The sequence below is a fragment of the Moorena sp. SIO1F2 genome (assembly GCF_010672755.1).
In the GTDB taxonomy this organism is placed as follows: Bacteria; Cyanobacteriota; Cyanobacteriia; order Cyanobacteriales; family Coleofasciculaceae; genus Moorena.
In genome coordinates this window covers 1-16,400 of the sequence record NZ_JAAHFV010000123.1, presented here as the reverse complement: position 1 = coordinate 16,400, position 16,400 = coordinate 1, and the positions used below count along the sequence as shown (strand labels likewise).

The window sequence follows — 16,400 nt, the reverse complement described above, 5'->3', positions numbered from 1 at the left end:
GTCTTGCCCAAACCATCCACTACACTATCTTGCGGAGCGTGGATGTTAGTGACCGACGTACCCGACGGGCGAGGTTTTATGTGCTCAGGAAAACCTCCATGCCGGCAGTTTTCAGTTTAGCTGAGTCTTCATAGCCGGTTAGAAAACCAACTTCTACCAAAACTGCTGGCATGGAGAACGTGGGTAAAAATAATTGTTGCGCTGCTCTCATAAACTTTATCCGTCAAGGGTTGGAATGTGAATTTTATAATAAGAAATGCGGTTATTGTATTAACAAAAGCACTATTTATCAAAACAAAGGATACACTCAAATTTATAAATTTGCGACTTTATATGTAGCACTTGCTATAAACACAAGATTAATTGTAACTCTTTTGAATCTCCCTGAAATGTTGGGTCTAATAATCACACTTACAGTCAATCTAATTGGGCTCATATTTTTCCCACTAGTTTATCTTAATTTAGAAGTATTAATAACTACCTTTCGTCCTAAATGGTCTTTTTGGTCTCCCTTGAGTCTAGAACGGTTTGGTAAGGCCATTCTAGATAGAAAATCTCGTTGCAAAAGAGGATTTTTTGATAAGTTATTTAGAATATAACCACATTAGGTAACAAAATTTTCGGCGTTGCATCATTGCGGGATGATTTGGATAATAAGGATATGAAATGTCCTAGATGCCAATGTTGCCAAATTCGTAAAAACGGTCACCGTCGAGGTAAACAAAATTACCAATTGTTTTGATTGTGGTCGTCAGTTCGTCGAAACCTATTCGACTTAAGGATATCCATCCAAGATTAAGGAATATTGTTTTAAAATGTATGTAAACGGGTTAGGATTCCGAGCTATTGAAAGAATCACAGGGGTAAACCATAATACCGTAATTCGGTGGGTTAAAAAAGTAGCGATTCCTATACCAGATACCCCAAAAGTTTCAGAAATACCTGAAATAACTGAAATTGATGAGCTACAAACTTTTGTGGGTAAAAAAAAAAAAATTGTGGCTCTGGACAGCCGTGAATCATTGGAAGCCAGGAATTTTAGCTTGGGGACTTGGGGATCACTCATTACTAACATTTAGACCTCTGTGGAAAATCTTGAGAGGATGGGAATCTTTTTTCTATGTGACAGATGGTTACAAGGTATATCCTTGTTTTATCAATGATTGTGACCACTTAGTCCTCAAAACCTACATGACTCGTATGGAAGCGGTGCGACCCGTGGCGAATTTAATTCGCCTACGGAAAGCGCACCGGTGAGAAAATACTCGTCTTAGACACTCCGCATGTTCGTTTGAAAAGAAAAACCCTCTGTCCCATCCAAATCAGTAGAAATGCTGAAACTATCAGTAAAATTGTTACTACATTACCTCCATCATGGTAGTGTTCCTGTTCCAGCTTAAATCATCCCGCACAGATGCAACGCCATGGAAATGAGGTTGCCTATTGACGGGATGATTTAAGCTGGGAGCGAACACCGTGATCCAGGTCATGTGGTAATGTAGCGGTTCTCATAACTCCCTACTCCCTACTCCCTACTCCCTACTCCCATTAACTCAGGGGTTGCCAATTTTCTAGTGGTTTACCGTGACAAAATTGCTTTCACCTTTGCTTTAAACATTTCAAACTCTTCTGGTGTTGGTTGAACTTGCTGCCAACTTTCCCGTTGCTGTAAAGCTGTTTGCCAATTTTGAACTGAGGGATAGTCAGCTAAAGAAACGCCGATCTTGTTCAGAAAATATACCGACAAACCGGCGACAATATCGGCTACCGTAAATTGCCCTTCTACAAAGTAGTTTTTATCGCCCAATTTTTCGCTATAAAATTTCATCACTGTGGCAACTTGTTTTTGAGCTTGTTCTAATTTTTTTGCTTCTACTTCAATCTCCAAATTATGGCGCATAAATGTTACGATAGCAGGAGCAAGCTCATTGACGTTGACCAGTTCTATCATCCTCACTGTAGCAATAGCTTGGGGGTCAGTGGGCATAAGAGCAGGAGTTGGATATTTAGCTTCTAAATAATCTAAGATGGCTAAGGATTCTATCACTTTAAATCCATCATCGATTAGGACTGGAACGTGATTAAAAGGATTGATTTCAATAAATTCTGGCGTAAATTGATCACCATCTAATTTTATTTCAACAGGCTCAAATTCAATCTGTTTTTCTAATAAAGCAATCCATACCCGTCGGGCATTGTTGGACATAGGATTATTGTAAAACTGTAACATTAACTCAATTCTCGCTTACTATCAACGTTTGATTTATTCTTAGTTTAATATCTACTTTCAAGCACAAGCTCATAAACTGATCTATTTCAAGAACCCTTTAACCCAAGGTGAGGATTTGACTTAAAAAGAACCCTACTGCTGCACTACCGATAGGAACTGTGAGATTATCAATACCGAACTTGGAGAAGGCTTCTAAGACTGTGGCAAAGAATGCGATCGCAATTGACATCAACCAGGTTTGCCAGACATTACCTTGAACAGCGAAAAGGATCAGGCTACTGACTACATAGCTAGTTACCGCCATGGTTCCAGACCCTTCCCAGCTTTTTTGCATCCCCCAAGCCTGATAGGGATGTTGACCAAATTTCTGACCAATCAGTCCTGCCAGTCCATCTCCCCATGCCATCACTAAAATACCAATAGCGGCATACTGGAATTGTTGTAATGGCCAAAACCAGGCAATCACGACACCAATACTGACAGCATAGAAGAAAGTGCCTAGGCTTTTGCGCCCAACGCTGTTAATACCAGGCAAAATAGGAATGTAATAGGACAAAAGAGCGATCGCACCAGCGATAACTGAGGCCAAAATACCTACCCAGGCAGGTATTTGTAGCCACCAAGCCACTAAAATAACGTTACCCGTGCCAATGTGAACAATTTTACGGGTAATTTCTGAATCCCGGGCGGTGCGCTGATGTAGTGTTTCCGCCAGCAGCACAATCGCACCGAGACCGACAGCAATCAGTGCAATTTGCAGCCATAGGGTTGGTATTGATTCTATCGAGGGTACAGAATTAAACAAGGATCTGATGGCAGCATACTGTAAAACTTATTTATTACTGTATTAGATGGGGTGACCATTACATGAAATTTTTACTTATTTGGCTAATTCGAGGCTATCGAGCGTTTATTTCCCCCCTATTTCCCCCAGTCTGTCGCTTTCAACCAACCTGTTCCCAGTATGCTATCCAAGCCATTGAGCGGTTTGGTGTCTTTCGGGGCGGTTTGCTAGGCATTCGGCGTATTCTACGGTGTCATCCTCTCTATCCAGGAGGTTATGATCCCGTGCCTGACGTTTATCCTAATGGTAATAGCGATAAATCTAGAAGTGTTGAACAGGGAACAGGGAACAGGGAACAGGAAACAGGGAACAGGGAACAGGGAACAGAGAAGAAGTAGTGACTCTTGTGGTTTGAGTATGCTGAAAAAACTGATAACTGCTATAACTTATGAAACCTTATCAGCAAATCCCAATTGTAGAGTGTGGAGAACCCCTCATCCCCATTCCCTTAGAACAATTTGCCGCTCGTACCCCTCATCCCTACCAAAAACTGGGGGCACCTTATGGTAAAGCTTCCCCTTATTATCTGCGCCAGAGTGTGATAGAAGCACTCTTTGTGGCTCAAAGCCAACTCCAACAGCAGCATCCAGGTTGGCGCATCCAGATTTTTGATGGCTATCGACCGGTAGAAGTCCAACAATTCATGGTTGACCATACCTTTGCTGAAGTAGCTCAGGCCCAACAACTCAACCCAACCACCCTATCGGAAAAACAACAGCAAGCCATTTGGGAACAAGTCTATCAATTTTGGGCAGTACCCAGCTCTAACCCTATGACTCCACCCCCTCACAGTACAGGTGGTGCGTTAGATATTACCCTGGTGGATGCTACTGGTGAAACCATTGATATGGGCTCTGAGATTGATGAAGTCTCACCACGCTCCCATCCCGATTATTACGCCAATCAGCAAGACTTGCCTTATCATCACAATCGACAGCTGTTAAAAAATTTAATGTACTCGGCTGGGTTCCGGTGTCATCCTAGAGAGTGGTGGCATTTTTGCCTCGGAGACCAAATGTGGGCTTGGCTGCGCAATCAAGAAGATTCAACCAATACCTTGATCGCACGATATGGTGGTGTTGACTGCGGAGCATGTTGAGTCCTGAGTACTGAGTCGGAGAGTCGGTCAGTCCTAAGTGGGGAGCGTGCTAAGTGGGGAGCGTGGTGATAGCTCAGTTGCTGCTAAGATGGTTTAGCAGTGGCATTGTAGTGGAATTGTTAATCAAGTAGCTCAAAGAATGCTACAAATAGACCATTTTTTATTGCCCCTCTTGCCTCTCTTGGCCCTCCTGCTATCTCTCCCTGGCATTAAAGCAAAATGGTATCAGATATCCTATAAAAACAATTAAAAAATAACGATTACTTAAGGTTATATAAGATTTATGATGGCACCTAAGCAAGTATACGTCCTTTTATTTAATGCCCGGACAGAAAACGAGGGAATTCACACCATCCAAATTGGCGATAAGCAAACGGTATTGATGTTTGAAGAGGAAGACGATGCTACCCGCTTTGCTTTATTGCTCGAAGCCCAGGATTTCCCAACAGCAACCGTGGAAGCTATCGATCTAGAAGAGATTGAAGAGTTTTGCCAATCGGCTGGTTATGACTCGGAGTTGGTTACTGAAGGAATGTTGGCCATGCCACCGGAAACAAATCTAGAAAAGACTGATTGGCAACCTGACGTCAATAAAACCGAAGAACCAGAAATATCAGAGCTAGACCGCATTCGCCGTCAGTTGGAAAATTTATTGTAAACTGATAAAAATTTGAGGAATACTTTTTAACTGTCCCCCTTGACCGGTAAACCAAACAACCAAACAACCTACCAGACACCGAATCGGCAAAGGCGAACAACCGTCAACGGTTCAAGCTTCAACCAAATAACCTTCAACCTTCAACCAATGACTAAATAAATAATGCAAAATTTAGAACAACGGGGACATCTACTGACCGAACAGATTAATCCCAATAGTCAGAACCTTGACCAGCTGACATCCCTAGAGTTAGTCGATCTATTTAATCAAGAAGATACCAAAACCCTAGATGCGATCGCAGCAGCTCGTAGCCAGCTAGCTCAAGCCATTGACTGCACAGCAAAGGCATTGCGTCAAGGAGGATGCCTCTTCTACGTGGGGGCTGGTACCAGTGGACGCTTGGGAGTCCTCGATGCTGCCGAATGTCCCCCCACCTTTTGTACACCCCCAGACCTAGTCCAAGGGATCATTGCTGGAGGAGCAGGGGCATTGGTGCGGAGTTCTGAAGATTTGGAAGACCGACAGGAAGATGGTGCAAAAGCGATCGCCCATCGCCGGGTACATGACCTAGATGTGGTGGTAGGCATTACCGCAGGTGGTACCACACCCTTTGTCCACGGCGCACTCCAAGAGGCACGACGGCGGGGCGCAACCACTATTGCGATCGCTTGTGTCCCCCCTGAACAGGTCAGTATTGATGCTGATATCGATATTCGGCTGCTAGTTGGTCCGGAAATCCTAGCTGGCTCTACTCGCCTCAAAGCCGGTACTGTCACTAAAATGGCCTTGAATATCCTTTCCACTGGAGCCATGGTAAAGCTTGGCAAAGTCTACGGCAATCGCATGGTAGATGTGGCAGTGACCAACAAGAAACTTCATGACCGAGCCCTGCGCATCCTCAAAGACCTGACCAACCTCAGCCGAGAAGACTGCGCTCACTTACTAGAGCGCAGTGGACGCCAGGTAAAACTAGCGCTACTAATGTACTGGACAGGATTAGACCAAGTAGAGGGAGCCAGCTTCCTACAGCAAAACCAAAGTGATCTCAGAGCCGCTCTCCAAAGTTGGAAACAAACTAGTACTCCATCAAAATTGAATTGATAATGTTTAACGGATCACAGACTACTGTCACTTTGGTAATCATACTTGTAGCCCTTGGTGTTCTAGGTTGGGGCTATAACCGCGCTCGTTCTTACGGCAAGCTGGGAATTTTAGCCTGGTTGCAGTCAGTAGTATTGACACTGCCCTGGCTATTATTCTTTGGCTTAGTCAGCATGGGAATTTACCTGAATATCGTTGGGATCCTATTTCTGCTACTCGCTTCAACCGGCCTATACATCTACTTGGGCAGGCTCTTACGTGCAGCAGGTCAAGATGAGGTTTGGCGGGAGCGTGCCACCAAACTGTTCGAGGATCAACAACAAAGCAAAGATGCCCAAAAGTCTGAGGAGCAAGATAGTGCAGCTTACAACAATTTAACTGCCGTATCCGAGGGTCCGAATACTACCAGGATCGGAGTAGCTACAATTCCTGATGAAGACCTACAACTGATTAAAGAGATTTTTGGGATTGATACCTTCTTTGCGACGGAAACTATAAAATATCAGGAAGGGGCAATTTTTACAGGCAATCTGCGGGGAAACGATGCAGAAGTTGTACATTCTCGTTTGTCAGCTAATCTAAAGGAAAAATTAAGCGATCGCTATCGGCTATTTTTAGTCGATAATCCAGAAGGGAAACCAGTTGTCATTGTCTTGCCCAGTACCAATGACCCACGAACCACTACAGTTGCGCAAAAAATATTAGCCCTGGTTCTGGTAATTGCCACATTTTTCACCACTTTAGAAGTATCTGGGTTACTGCTTGAGTTTGATTTATTCAGTGAACCAGAACGGTTTCGGGAAGCCTTACCGATTACCATCGGAATTTGGATAGTTCTGATTACCCATGAACTCGGTCACTGGTGGCAAGCCAAAGCTCACGACGTTCGCCTCAGCATACCCTTTTTCCTTCCCAGCTTGCAAATCGGCTCATTTGGTGCTATGGTTCGCTTCGAATCATTATTACCCAATCGAAAAGTATTATTTGATATTTCTATAGCTGGACCAGCCGTAGGTGGTGTAGTGTCTCTAGTGATGCTGATGGCGGGATTATTCCTTTCTCATCAAGGCAGTGCCTTTCAGGTGCCAGCGGAATTCTTCCAAGCGTCCATTTTAGTCGGAGGGCTGGCAAAGTTAGTGCTTGGTAGTGCTCTCCAAGAGTCTTTAGTGGATGTTCACCCTCTCACCATTGTCGGTTGGCTAGGTTTAACCATAACAGCTTTGAACCTAATGCCAGCAGGACAACTCGATGGTGGGCGAATTGTCCAAGCTATCTACGGACGCAAAACTGCTCGACTTACTACCATTGCCACCTTAGTAATTTTGGGGATTCTGGCCTTAATCAATCCAGCCAATCCCATCATTTTGTACTGGGGAATCTTGATTTTGTTCTTGCAGCGGAGTTTAGAACGTCCTAGCCTCAATGAAATTACCGAACTCGATGATACTCGAGCATTGTGGGGGTTATTGGCATTATTTTTAATGGTTGCAACTCTGATTCCCATTAATTCCGCTTTGGCAGGAAGGCTGGGAATTGGGGGCTAATTTCAAGGGTTGAACGCGATGGACGAAGTCCCGCTTTGCTGCGAAGCGCGTGACCTTTTGGCCAAGGTTGAAGGTTGAAGGCTGACTGCCTGACACATCTTGGAAAATGGCAGTCATCAAGGGGTGCAGTGCTTCGAGCGAATACGAGTAAACCAGATTCGGTCGTAGTAATGCTGCTCAGCCTTCAAAGAAGCAAAGCAAGGTTGCGGGTCGCGGGGTAACAAGAACACAGGGGTTAACAATTGGCGTCCTTTGTTGAGAACCCCCTTGAGCCAGCGTAGACCTATTTTGAGATAACTGATGCCTCGCCGCCAATGGGGATCAACTTGTTGACGCAAGCCAGCAAGTTGTACGGCCAGACCTTGAGTAGTGCTGTAAAGGAGAGCTACAGCGGCCACTAAGTATAAGCGTTCGAGAGCTTCGGGGGAGTTAATCCGAGAATCTTCCAGTTCAAAAGCTCCTGATTTGCTATCGAGAAACAACTCTTCGACCCGAAACCGCTCTGCGTATTGCCACAAGGTTTTCAAAGTAGGAGATTCATCAGTAATAACTGCCCAGGGTTCTTTGACACCTTTGACAGTAGCCAGTACCAAGTTACAATGATACTTTCCATCTTCCCACAAGCCTACATTGTGATAGAATGCCGCTTCTCCTAAGGTCGGCCAAAGATAACTCAATTCAAGGGGATAGCGGCGGGGGCCATGGAGCAGTAAATCACTAGGGAGCCGTAGGCAGTAATGCCAACCACTGGCTTGCAACCAACTCATCAGGTTATGATTGGCAAAGCCTCGATCCGCTAACAGCATCACATCGGGGTGACTACGTAAGAACCACCGGGCTTTCCGCAACAGTGGTTTGTACTCCCGGAACTTTACAGTGGCGCTGCTATGTTCTAGCACCCGCCAGAACAGAGGCACTGCTCGACCACAACAAATTACACATAAATGAATCATACAGTAGCGATTCCATAATACTGTGGTGTCTAAGGCTAAATAGAGACGATGATTTTGCCAGCCTCTCAAGGCTACCAGTACCAAAGGTACATAGAGCGCTTCTACCCTAATTCGGTTGTTGACAAGAAATCTACTCCAACGACGTTCCACACTCTGAGCTTTTTGGGCGCGGCATTGAACGTAAGGCTCCCAAGCGGGTAAGCTAAGCTGACCACTACAGATCAGGCCGCTAACCATCCAGGCGAGGACTTTGAGGTGACGCAAATCGCAGTAGTTACTATATTGACGCAGGAGGTCCAATAGTTGACTATAGAGACGGGTAGAGTTTGACATCAGAAAAGGCTGTTTTTGTAGTAACTCTAGCTTCTGATGCCACTCTACCCTTTTTGACTCAAAACCTTGTCCCCAGCACCAAGGGTGCTCCGGCAAACAGTTGAAGATCTCGATAGCCCTTGGATTGTCGGTAGCGATTCGGGCAAAGCCCGACGCTACGCGAACACCAACGAATCCTAGTCCGAGTGCGGGCATAAGCTGAGCTTTTAAAGATCCCGTTCTTGTAGGCTTTCGAGAACTTCTGTCAGGCAGTCAGGGTTGAAGGTTGTTAGGTTGAAGGTTGTTAGGTTGAAGGTTGAACGCGATGGACGAAGTCCCGCTTTCAGCGATCGCGTGGCCTTTTGGCCAAGGTTGTTAGGTTGAAGGTTGAACGCGATGGACGAAGTCCCGCTTTGCTGCGAAGCGCGTGGCCTTTTGGCCAAGGTTGAACGCGATGGACGAAGTCCCGCTTTCAGCGATCGCGTGGCCTTTTGGCCAAGGTTGTTAGGTTGTTTACCATAGGCGTTGGGTGTAGGTTAGATTGAGATTTACATGCTTCTTGGGGGAAACTTCAACATTAGTTAATCCTAGTTACACACAATGAGCAAATTTTGGAATAATGGTAAAAAAGCGATGTATTGCTATTCCCTAAAATCCCAAACTTGTCTACCTCATTTAATTTAAGTCTCACTATGCAATCTACTTCCCAAATTAACCAATGTACACTTCTCCCTGAGACCTTAATTAAACTCGCTTACCAGGGATTTCAACGTAAGCATTCAGCCGTCAGCCGTCAGCCGTCAGCTCTACAGCGAAATGCTCCTCACTCTGCGGCGGTGGAGGTCTTAACTAGACTACAACTCGACCTGCTACTGGCTTTAACACCACCTGGGAAAAAGAAACCCGAGAAACTGACTATTGACTGGTATTCTAGCTTACGGAATCGGAGAGCGTAGTACAATGACCTTTGAACTGGTGTGGGCGTACGAAGGGTTTGTGGGAGTGTTTCTTCTATGTTACAGATGGTTTCAATGTGTATCCCAACTACATCCATCGATGGTGACCAGATATCGTCAACCCGTTGTATATGACCCGAGTCTAGGGTGATTTCACTCGATTGAGGCACTATCTGGCTCGGCTACATCCCAAGACTTTGTGTGACTCGAAGTCAATAGAAATGCTGAAGCATTCGATCGGACTGTTAGTGCATTACCTGAAGTTTTGGGAGGTGCCGGTGCCACCGAGGCACATACCTGTCTATCCCTGATTCATCCGGTAATTCAGTAACGCTTTGGAGTTTAGTCATTTCTATGTTGAATTGGAGAAGGAAACATGGTCAATCTGCATAAGAAGTACGAAGTTCAGAATGTTCAACAAAATCGTTCAGAACACGACCCTTTTACCTTGAAAAGGTACGAACAGTTCTTCAGTTTTTTTCATAAAGGAGCTGTAAAGATTCTTGACGTAGGTTGCAATACGGGTAGAGGTGGATTACGTTTTAAGGAGTTGAACCCGAACCTGACATTATTTGGTCTTGATTGTGTACAAGAAAGATTAGATGTTTTGCCTGAGTGCTATTCACAAAAAGTCTATGGTCTTTCAACAGACATACCTATGGAAGATCGATTTTTTGATGTGATTACTGCTGGTGAGTTTCTTGAACACCTGTATCCTGCCGATGTAGATAAAACATTATGTGAATTCCAAAGAGTGTTGAAGATTGGCGGAAGGCTGTTGCTTACCACTCCCAATCCTAATTACATAAAAAATAAAATCATTGGAATGTCAGTTTACGGTGTCAGCCATTTAACTCAGCATTTTCCAGAAGTTCTGCGATTGAGATTGCAAATGCATGGATTCTCAGGAGTTAAATTATATGGATCAGGTAGGGTATCCCAGTATTTAGGTTGGCATTTTCCGTTGATGTCAATCTATGGTAGCTATCTCGTTGTAGCAAATAAGTACTGATCAGGCTAAGATTACCGTTTGTCTGCTTAAGGAGAAAATATCCCACCTGGAAAATTAAAAGGAAATGTGGCAATTCTTCCAGGGGGTAGGCTGTCCTGGAATGCCCTCCTCTGTAAGGTCAATGGCACTGAAGCAGAGGAATTAGCTCAAGGAGGTGCTAAACCCTCTGCTAAGATTCTCGAAGAGATGAATTTCGTGGAAACTTGGCTCAAAGGTATCGGAGCGAAAGCCGTTAAGCCTGCATCTGAGCTTTATAATATCTTCCATGCAGGCAATATTACTGGTGTAGTAGACCCTCTCTATGGATCCCAAATGCTCTTAGGTGGCACACCCAATTGGTGCGCTTTAGGAAACTTTGGCTATCATTTTGATGTGCGCGGGGGTATCGAAGGTCTTGGTACCAGAGCCTCTGAGAACGGGTTTAAAAGTGTAAGTTTTAGTAAGCCAATTTTCAACATAGGCATCCAGCATCCCCAAATTAAGGCATTTCCTAATTTAGCCCTTGTCAGTCCTGGTTCTGGGTTTCAAGGGTTTGCTTCATCCGCTGGTAGAATTGTCGAATTTAATGCTGGTGTTGGTCAGGCATTGGGGATTGCTGCCATTACTGCCCTTCTTTCTGGCAGAAACCTAAGTAATGTATCCAACTCTGAGGTCATAAAAGTACTTTTAAGCACTAAGCAACTTCCTCGCGTCTATGGATATGCTAATAATAATGAAGCTAAGAAATTGAATAATTTCGAGTCTTTATTAGTGCTGGTTTGAGAGACTTTTGATAAAGTAAATATTACAGTCGTTTTCCTGACGGGGCGCTTGTCGCCCCGTCAGCTTATATGGTCAAACTTGGGTGAGTTTTATGGAGTCGTGTTGGGATTTGGTGAAGGAGTTAATGAAGTAAAATCCCAATAAACTGGAGTATTATTTACGAGGTATAAGAGCTAGGTCCCTTATTTTGGCTACATTCTAGCTTCCATGTCACCCCTTCAGGATAAACGACTATCGACTGGAATTCAAAATACAAACGTACCAGTACGTGGTTGATTAGTTTTGTCAGTCAACCCGCGCTTGTTCTGTCAGCTTTATAGCCATTCATGTCGCCCCCCCAGCAAAAATTAGATGCACCCTCCCCGTAGCGGTGGGCTAAAGTGTTTTTGTTACTTAAATCAACAAAACTTTATAAAGTTAATAAAATCTTATGTTGACAGGTGACACCAATCTGTTAAAGTTACAAGAGAAATAATTGAAATAAAGGCAAATGATGATACTATTAAGGCTGTAGTTAAAGCTAAGGCTGTAGTTAAAGCCTCTCAACATCAAGAGAAAACTTGAAATATAAAAAATATTAATGTTAGGAATGTCAAGGGAATAACAATGGATCTAGAGGATTACATCAATAAATGGAATTTTGTAAAGAACAATTACGATTTTTTATATCAACCCAGGAAATTAACAAAAAAAGATTTAACTATTCAGATTCCTGCTAGGGGAAAGCTTTCAGATGATGGAATTCGCCGGGACGTGCAGCTATTGACACATCTATATGGTTTTTTTGTTCTCCGTACTCACGAAAATGATGCGTTATTAGATAATCGACGTTTTAAGGAATGGCGAAATCAGTTGCATTTATTGCTCGGGAAACAAGTGCGACAACCCTATAGTAATTCTGGCAAAATAGAATCAAATGAGAATGCTTTAGCCAGAAAAGTGTTCGCTGACTATGGCGTTGATTTTAAAGAAAATGATGTTTTGATGATGGCCAATCTAGCTGATCGTGTTAAGGGTAATAAATACAACGGTCATCTAGAAGTCCATCAAGACGGCACATTCTTAAAAGTCGTTCCTGATTGGGTGGTGTTTACAGTCCTACAAAATGCTCAATCAGGAGGGGAAACTCGTGTGGCGAGTGGACAGCATCTTTTAAATGCTATTCCTTTGCCTTATCTAGCTGTTTTAAAAGAAGCAGATGCTGTTACCTTTTTTAGGGAAGGAACGGATGGTCATCTTAGTAAACCAATTATTAATTACCATAAGGAAAAAAGATGCATTACAACGGGTTATCGCGCCGATGGCGATGTTGACTATAAGTGTAAAAACGCCCTGACGAAAATAGCAATGGATTGGATCTGGAATTTTAATAAAAATCCAGAGAATTACACAAGCGTTTTGCTAGAAGAACTTAGGGAAAGTTTAGTGCTGGCAAACTTAGTCGCTTTTCATGGTAGAGAAGAATTTACTAACTCCGAAACCAAGATTAGAAAAGTTCTGCGTTGGACTTTCGATAATAATACTGCCAATCCCCTCGACCAGGGAATTTATTTTACTGGAAACAAAGAACTAGAAAAGGTGGTTACAAGCCAAAGTTTTGAGGCGTATTTACAAGATGAATTGGCCTGGAAAACACAAAGAGACATTCTATCTAAACTTGCTCACCTTAGTCCCGAGAACTATCCAGAAAACTTAGAGAGTAAACTCAGAAGCGAGGATCTTAATAGACAAGTAATGACAAGAATAATATGAATAATTTTGAACACAATTTTAGGCAAGAAAGGGACAAGAATAATCAGCATAAAAATATGATTATTTTTTGTAACGAAGATATGATCGCTAATATAGTTCTAAATTATTTGCTTCCTTTTTTGAGCAATAGAAACTTTAAAATTAATATATTTTTGTCACAAAAAGTATCGAGAAAAGCAGAAAGCCAAGTCGAAAAATTGTCTAAGTTTAATTTTTTTACTAAAGATTATATCCGTAACATAGTTTTTCCTTGCATTGAAAAAAATCTAGGCAATAAAAAATGCCATTTGATGACATTCAATCAACTGGCGAGACAGTACGAATGCGAATTATATCGCATCAAAAGTACTAAAAACAGAGAAGAACAGGATAAAATTATTGCTATTTATCAAGAACATGAACCTTACATTAGTTTGTCTGTAAGGAACAATCTAATCATCAGTTCAGAAATTATTAAAGTAGCAAGTGAGTATGGTGTGGGGAAGATTTTCAATATTCACTCATCAAAACTTCCTGAACGTGCTGGCGTGTGGTGTTCCTTGTGGGATATGGCTGAAGGAAAATCTCTTTACGGAACTTTACATATTGTTGAGGAAGGAATTGATACAGGTAGCATCATAGGAGCTTACTCTGTAGATCTTAATAAAAACTACAGCTATCTAAAAAATTTATGTTTGATTTACAAAAAAGGTGCCCAAATCTTTTTAGAATACATCGATGAGTTAGCTCAAGGATATTCTTTTCCTTTTTCTTGGGAGGGAAAACAGGATCTTAGTAAAAGAACATATTATCGTACTCCCACTTACCAAGAAGTTAATCAAATGGAGGATTTGGGAATAGAACTATTTTCTTACAGTGAACTTTTCGAAATCCTAGCATATTATTCCCTATAAAAAACAGTTTAAACTTTCCAATTAGTGTAGCTTTACCGAGTACAAATAGAATTAATTAAAACTCCCGAGCTAAATTTAGAAACAGACAAAGATTTATGTGCAAAAAAAACAATTATTACCTACGATTCGGACAGTAACATTGATTATCAGTCTTTAGAGGCGGGCACGATTGTCAAATATCATCTCAGTAATGACTTAGATATTTTACTAGAAACCCATCCTAATGCTTGGACACCTTCTTCACTATTTTCCCTCACAATGTGTGAGCCAGTAGCTGCTGATGATTGTAGGGGCAAGGTGGTGATGGATTTTGCTGGTGGCTTAGGCATGTTTGGCATAGTCGCCGGAAAAGGTGGTGCAGCTCAGGTAATTGGCACGGAATTAAACCCTTATGCCGTTACCCTGCAAGGAAGCAATTGGGAATTGAATGGTCTTAACCCAAAGGATTTCCAAAGTTTTGAGTCTAACTGCTTTGCTGCAATTCAAGGGAATCGAGAGATTGAAGGGAAAGTTGATCGCATTTATCTCAACCCGCCAGCACTACCTGATACGGAGGAAAAATTGCAAGCAAGGCTGAAGTTTGCTGACCAATTTCGGGGTGAAGAATGGAACCGCAATGGCGATCGCGGCAGGCTAGTAATGGACACTTTAATTACCCAAGGTAGTTCCTACCTGGCACCAGGAGGGGAAATTCTCTTCATCGCCACCAGTAAAAATGGCCCCAGACTAACCCATAGGTTAATGGAAAAATACTGGGGAAAAGGAATTCAAAGCGATAGTGACAATCCTTTAGACTATTGTATTAACTGGGAAGAGCGGGGTGATGCCAATTGGGCTGTTGTCCACAGAATTAATGTTGCCTTAGCTAACTATCACATAGAGTTTGTCCAAAGCTATCAAAAACTAGCATATCTAGAAGGAGAACCCTCCCCCTTTCTAGAACAAGAGGGCAATCTCTATCAGCAGTTATATTTTATCCGTGCCAAGAAAGCATGAGTAAACTCCTAAGTTTTGCTCATGCTAAAGTAACTTTCGATTTAAGATAAAAAAGCAATGTCAAACCACGCAAATATCAATAAAGCTACTGCCGAAAATTTTCAATGGGGAACTGGCTGTCAAGGATGGCATTTATTAGCCAATGACAATTTAACCGTTGCACAGGAAATTATGCCTCCCAACAGCAGGGGAGTAGAACATTACCACGAAGTTGCCCAACAGTTTTTCTTTATACTTGAGGGTGAAGCATCTATAGTAATTGAGAACACAACACATGTTCTTAATTCGGGTGATGGCATACTAATATCTCCGGGAGCGCTGCATCAAATTAGGAATGAATCAAGCAATGACCTACACTTTATAGCCATTTCTTCGCCAAACAGCTTTCATGATTTTAAGAATGAAGTGGGAGAAGTGCCTGCAGATTGGAAACCAGATTTCTTTCCTAGCCAGAAATCCTGAATCTTAACCTAATGGAACTAATGCAATGATCAAGATCGCAGAAAAAACATTTCTGGTAACAGGAGCGGGAACTGGAATCGGCTACTCCATTGCCCAATGTCTTATTGCTTCAGAAGCGCGAGTTGTGCTCCACTGTAATTCTCATGTTGAGCAAGCCCAGAAGTTAGCCTCCGAAGCAAAAACTGATTGTGTTGTCATTCAAAAAGATTTATCCCAGCCCCAAGCAGGACAAGAATTAGTGGAGGAAATTCTTAATCTGGGATATTCCCTGGATGGTGTTGTCAATAATGCCGCCATCATGACCGAACTCAGCTTGGATGATAATCCCTCAGTCTGGGAAGAGAAATGGCTGAAAACTCTTGAAGTTAACCTGATTGCTGTTAGTTCCATCACCAGACGCGCCATAGAACACTTTAAGTCCAAGGGAGGAGGAATTATTGTTAACATCTCTAGTCGTGCAGCTCATCGTGGTGACACCCCAGAGTATATGCACTATGCAGCCTCCAAAGCAGCATTGAGTAAATTAACTAAAAGTATTGCTCGTAACTTCGCTGCTGATGGCATACTAGCCTATTAGACATCTCCGAAAAATAATTAAATTGTAGTAAACTGATAGAAAAGAGTGTTTATACCAACATATTCCTATAGTCGAACATATCCAAAATCATCCTCAGTAAATGCAGCGTAAGGTATGTCTGAAGTATGAGCGGGGTTGCTAATTATGGGTATGATTGTGTCCCCTGAACCCCAATCCTGGGGGAGAAAAGTAAATTAAATTCCCCCAACGTTGGGGGATAATGGTGCCATTCCCAAAATCAGACGATCA

The 16,400-nt window shown here is 42.7% G+C and carries 16 protein-coding genes and 3 pseudogenes; 15 read left to right on the top strand and 4 right to left on the bottom strand.

The window, feature by feature from the left end; all coding sequences use genetic code 11:
- The first annotated feature begins 661 nt into the window (after positions 1–661).
- Positions 662–1,400: pseudogene (locus tag F6J94_RS16170) on the top strand (IS1 family transposase).
- A 179-nt stretch (positions 1,401–1,579) separates the two neighbouring features.
- Here F6J94_RS16170 and F6J94_RS16165 read toward each other — a convergent pair.
- Together F6J94_RS16165 and F6J94_RS16160 are read right to left on the bottom strand one after the other, a co-directional pair.
- Entirely contained in the window at positions 1,580–2,230 is a 651-nt protein-coding gene (locus F6J94_RS16165) for a glutathione S-transferase family protein (protein ID WP_293042005.1), read from the bottom strand.
- A 97-nt stretch (positions 2,231–2,327) separates the two neighbouring features.
- Positions 2,328–3,035, bottom strand: coding sequence for a diacylglycerol/polyprenol kinase family protein (locus tag F6J94_RS16160; protein ID WP_293041996.1), 708 nt, complete (start codon positions 3,033–3,035; stop codon positions 2,328–2,330).
- A 62-nt stretch (positions 3,036–3,097) separates the two neighbouring features.
- Between F6J94_RS16160 and yidD the strand changes: the two are divergent.
- The 5 genes and pseudogenes from yidD to F6J94_RS16135 all read left to right on the top strand — a co-directional run.
- Positions 3,098–3,304, top strand: a pseudogene (gene yidD, locus F6J94_RS16155) (membrane protein insertion efficiency factor YidD); the annotation flags it as partial.
- 158 nt (positions 3,305–3,462) lie between these two features.
- Entirely contained in the window at positions 3,463–4,173 is a 711-nt protein-coding gene (locus tag F6J94_RS16150) for a M15 family metallopeptidase (protein ID WP_293028433.1), read from the top strand.
- Positions 4,174–4,459: 286 nt separating this feature from the next.
- A complete protein-coding gene (locus tag F6J94_RS16145; RefSeq protein WP_367142223.1) occupies positions 4,460–4,831 on the top strand; it encodes a DUF3110 domain-containing protein in 372 nt (123 codons plus the stop codon).
- A gap of 162 nt (positions 4,832–4,993) precedes the next feature.
- Positions 4,994–5,932, top strand: coding sequence for an N-acetylmuramic acid 6-phosphate etherase (murQ, locus tag F6J94_RS16140; RefSeq protein WP_293041990.1), 939 nt, complete (start codon positions 4,994–4,996; stop codon positions 5,930–5,932).
- A 2-nt stretch (positions 5,933–5,934) separates the two neighbouring features.
- Positions 5,935–7,476, top strand: a complete 1,542-nt coding sequence (locus F6J94_RS16135) for a site-2 protease family protein (protein WP_293041987.1) — start codon at positions 5,935–5,937, stop codon at positions 7,474–7,476.
- A gap of 116 nt (positions 7,477–7,592) precedes the next feature.
- Here the strand turns inward: F6J94_RS16135 and F6J94_RS16130 are convergent, their stop codons facing one another.
- Positions 7,593–8,957 (bottom strand): transposase, encoded by a 1,365-nt coding sequence (locus F6J94_RS16130; RefSeq protein ID WP_293041984.1) that lies wholly within the window; start codon positions 8,955–8,957, stop codon positions 7,593–7,595.
- An 11-nt stretch (positions 8,958–8,968) separates the two neighbouring features.
- Positions 8,969–9,184, bottom strand: coding sequence for a hypothetical protein (locus F6J94_RS16125; RefSeq protein WP_293041981.1), 216 nt, complete (start codon positions 9,182–9,184; stop codon positions 8,969–8,971).
- 249 nt (positions 9,185–9,433) lie between these two features.
- Between F6J94_RS16125 and F6J94_RS16120 the strand changes: the two genes are divergently transcribed.
- The 9 genes and pseudogenes from F6J94_RS16120 to F6J94_RS16080 all read left to right on the top strand — a co-directional run bounded on the left by F6J94_RS16120 (position 9,434) and on the right by F6J94_RS16080 (position 16,151).
- Positions 9,434–9,697 (top strand): hypothetical protein, encoded by a 264-nt coding sequence (locus tag F6J94_RS16120; protein ID WP_293028420.1) that lies wholly within the window; start codon positions 9,434–9,436, stop codon positions 9,695–9,697.
- Positions 9,663–10,008 (top strand): annotated as a pseudogene (locus tag F6J94_RS16115) (IS1 family transposase); the annotation flags it as partial. The gene F6J94_RS16120 and the pseudogene F6J94_RS16115, both read left to right, overlap by 35 nt.
- Before the next feature lie 65 nt (positions 10,009–10,073).
- A complete protein-coding gene (locus tag F6J94_RS16110; protein WP_293041977.1) occupies positions 10,074–10,709 on the top strand; it encodes a class I SAM-dependent methyltransferase in 636 nt (211 codons plus the stop codon).
- Between the two features lie 66 nt (positions 10,710–10,775).
- Complete coding sequence (locus F6J94_RS16105; protein ID WP_293041973.1) at positions 10,776–11,471, top strand: hypothetical protein; 696 nt, start codon at positions 10,776–10,778, stop codon at positions 11,469–11,471.
- A gap of 606 nt (positions 11,472–12,077) precedes the next feature.
- Complete coding sequence (locus F6J94_RS16100) at positions 12,078–13,223, top strand: TauD/TfdA family dioxygenase (RefSeq protein WP_293041970.1); 1,146 nt, start codon at positions 12,078–12,080, stop codon at positions 13,221–13,223.
- A complete protein-coding gene (locus F6J94_RS16095; RefSeq protein ID WP_293041967.1) occupies positions 13,220–14,116 on the top strand; it encodes a formyltransferase family protein in 897 nt (298 codons plus the stop codon). The genes F6J94_RS16100 and F6J94_RS16095 overlap by 4 nt, the downstream gene beginning before the upstream one ends.
- 258 nt (positions 14,117–14,374) lie before the next feature.
- The gene (locus tag F6J94_RS16090; protein ID WP_293041964.1) at positions 14,375–15,112 is read left to right on the top strand and encodes a methyltransferase; all 738 of its coding nucleotides are present in this window, start codon (positions 14,375–14,377) and stop codon (positions 15,110–15,112) included.
- A gap of 57 nt (positions 15,113–15,169) precedes the next feature.
- Positions 15,170–15,574, top strand: coding sequence for a cupin domain-containing protein (locus F6J94_RS16085; protein WP_293041961.1), 405 nt, complete (start codon positions 15,170–15,172; stop codon positions 15,572–15,574).
- A gap of 25 nt (positions 15,575–15,599) precedes the next feature.
- Positions 15,600–16,151 (top strand): SDR family NAD(P)-dependent oxidoreductase, encoded by a 552-nt coding sequence (locus tag F6J94_RS16080; protein WP_293041958.1) that lies wholly within the window; start codon positions 15,600–15,602, stop codon positions 16,149–16,151.
- The last annotated feature ends 249 nt before the right edge of the window (positions 16,152–16,400 follow it).

Excerpts from the sequence above, each read along its gene's own strand:
- F6J94_RS16165 (WP_293042005.1), bottom strand. The coding sequence starts at position 2,230 with ATGTTACAGTTTTACAATAATCCTATGTCCAACAATGCCCGACGGGTA.
- F6J94_RS16150 (WP_293028433.1), top strand. The coding sequence starts at position 3,463 with ATGAAACCTTATCAGCAAATCCCAATTGTAGAGTGTGGAGAACCCCTC.
- F6J94_RS16145 (WP_367142223.1), top strand. The coding sequence starts at position 4,460 with ATGGCACCTAAGCAAGTATACGTCCTTTTATTTAATGCCCGGACAGAA.
- murQ (WP_293041990.1), top strand. The coding sequence starts at position 4,994 with ATGCAAAATTTAGAACAACGGGGACATCTACTGACCGAACAGATTAAT.
- F6J94_RS16135 (WP_293041987.1), top strand. The coding sequence starts at position 5,935 with ATGTTTAACGGATCACAGACTACTGTCACTTTGGTAATCATACTTGTA.
- F6J94_RS16130 (WP_293041984.1), bottom strand. The coding sequence starts at position 8,957 with ATGCCCGCACTCGGACTAGGATTCGTTGGTGTTCGCGTAGCGTCGGGC.
- F6J94_RS16120 (WP_293028420.1), top strand. The coding sequence starts at position 9,434 with ATGCAATCTACTTCCCAAATTAACCAATGTACACTTCTCCCTGAGACC.
- F6J94_RS16110 (WP_293041977.1), top strand. The coding sequence starts at position 10,074 with ATGGTCAATCTGCATAAGAAGTACGAAGTTCAGAATGTTCAACAAAAT.
- F6J94_RS16100 (WP_293041970.1), top strand. The coding sequence starts at position 12,078 with ATGGATCTAGAGGATTACATCAATAAATGGAATTTTGTAAAGAACAAT.
- F6J94_RS16095 (WP_293041967.1), top strand. The coding sequence starts at position 13,220 with ATGAATAATTTTGAACACAATTTTAGGCAAGAAAGGGACAAGAATAAT.
- F6J94_RS16090 (WP_293041964.1), top strand. The coding sequence starts at position 14,375 with ATGTGTGAGCCAGTAGCTGCTGATGATTGTAGGGGCAAGGTGGTGATG.
- F6J94_RS16085 (WP_293041961.1), top strand. The coding sequence starts at position 15,170 with ATGTCAAACCACGCAAATATCAATAAAGCTACTGCCGAAAATTTTCAA.
- F6J94_RS16080 (WP_293041958.1), top strand. The coding sequence starts at position 15,600 with ATGATCAAGATCGCAGAAAAAACATTTCTGGTAACAGGAGCGGGAACT.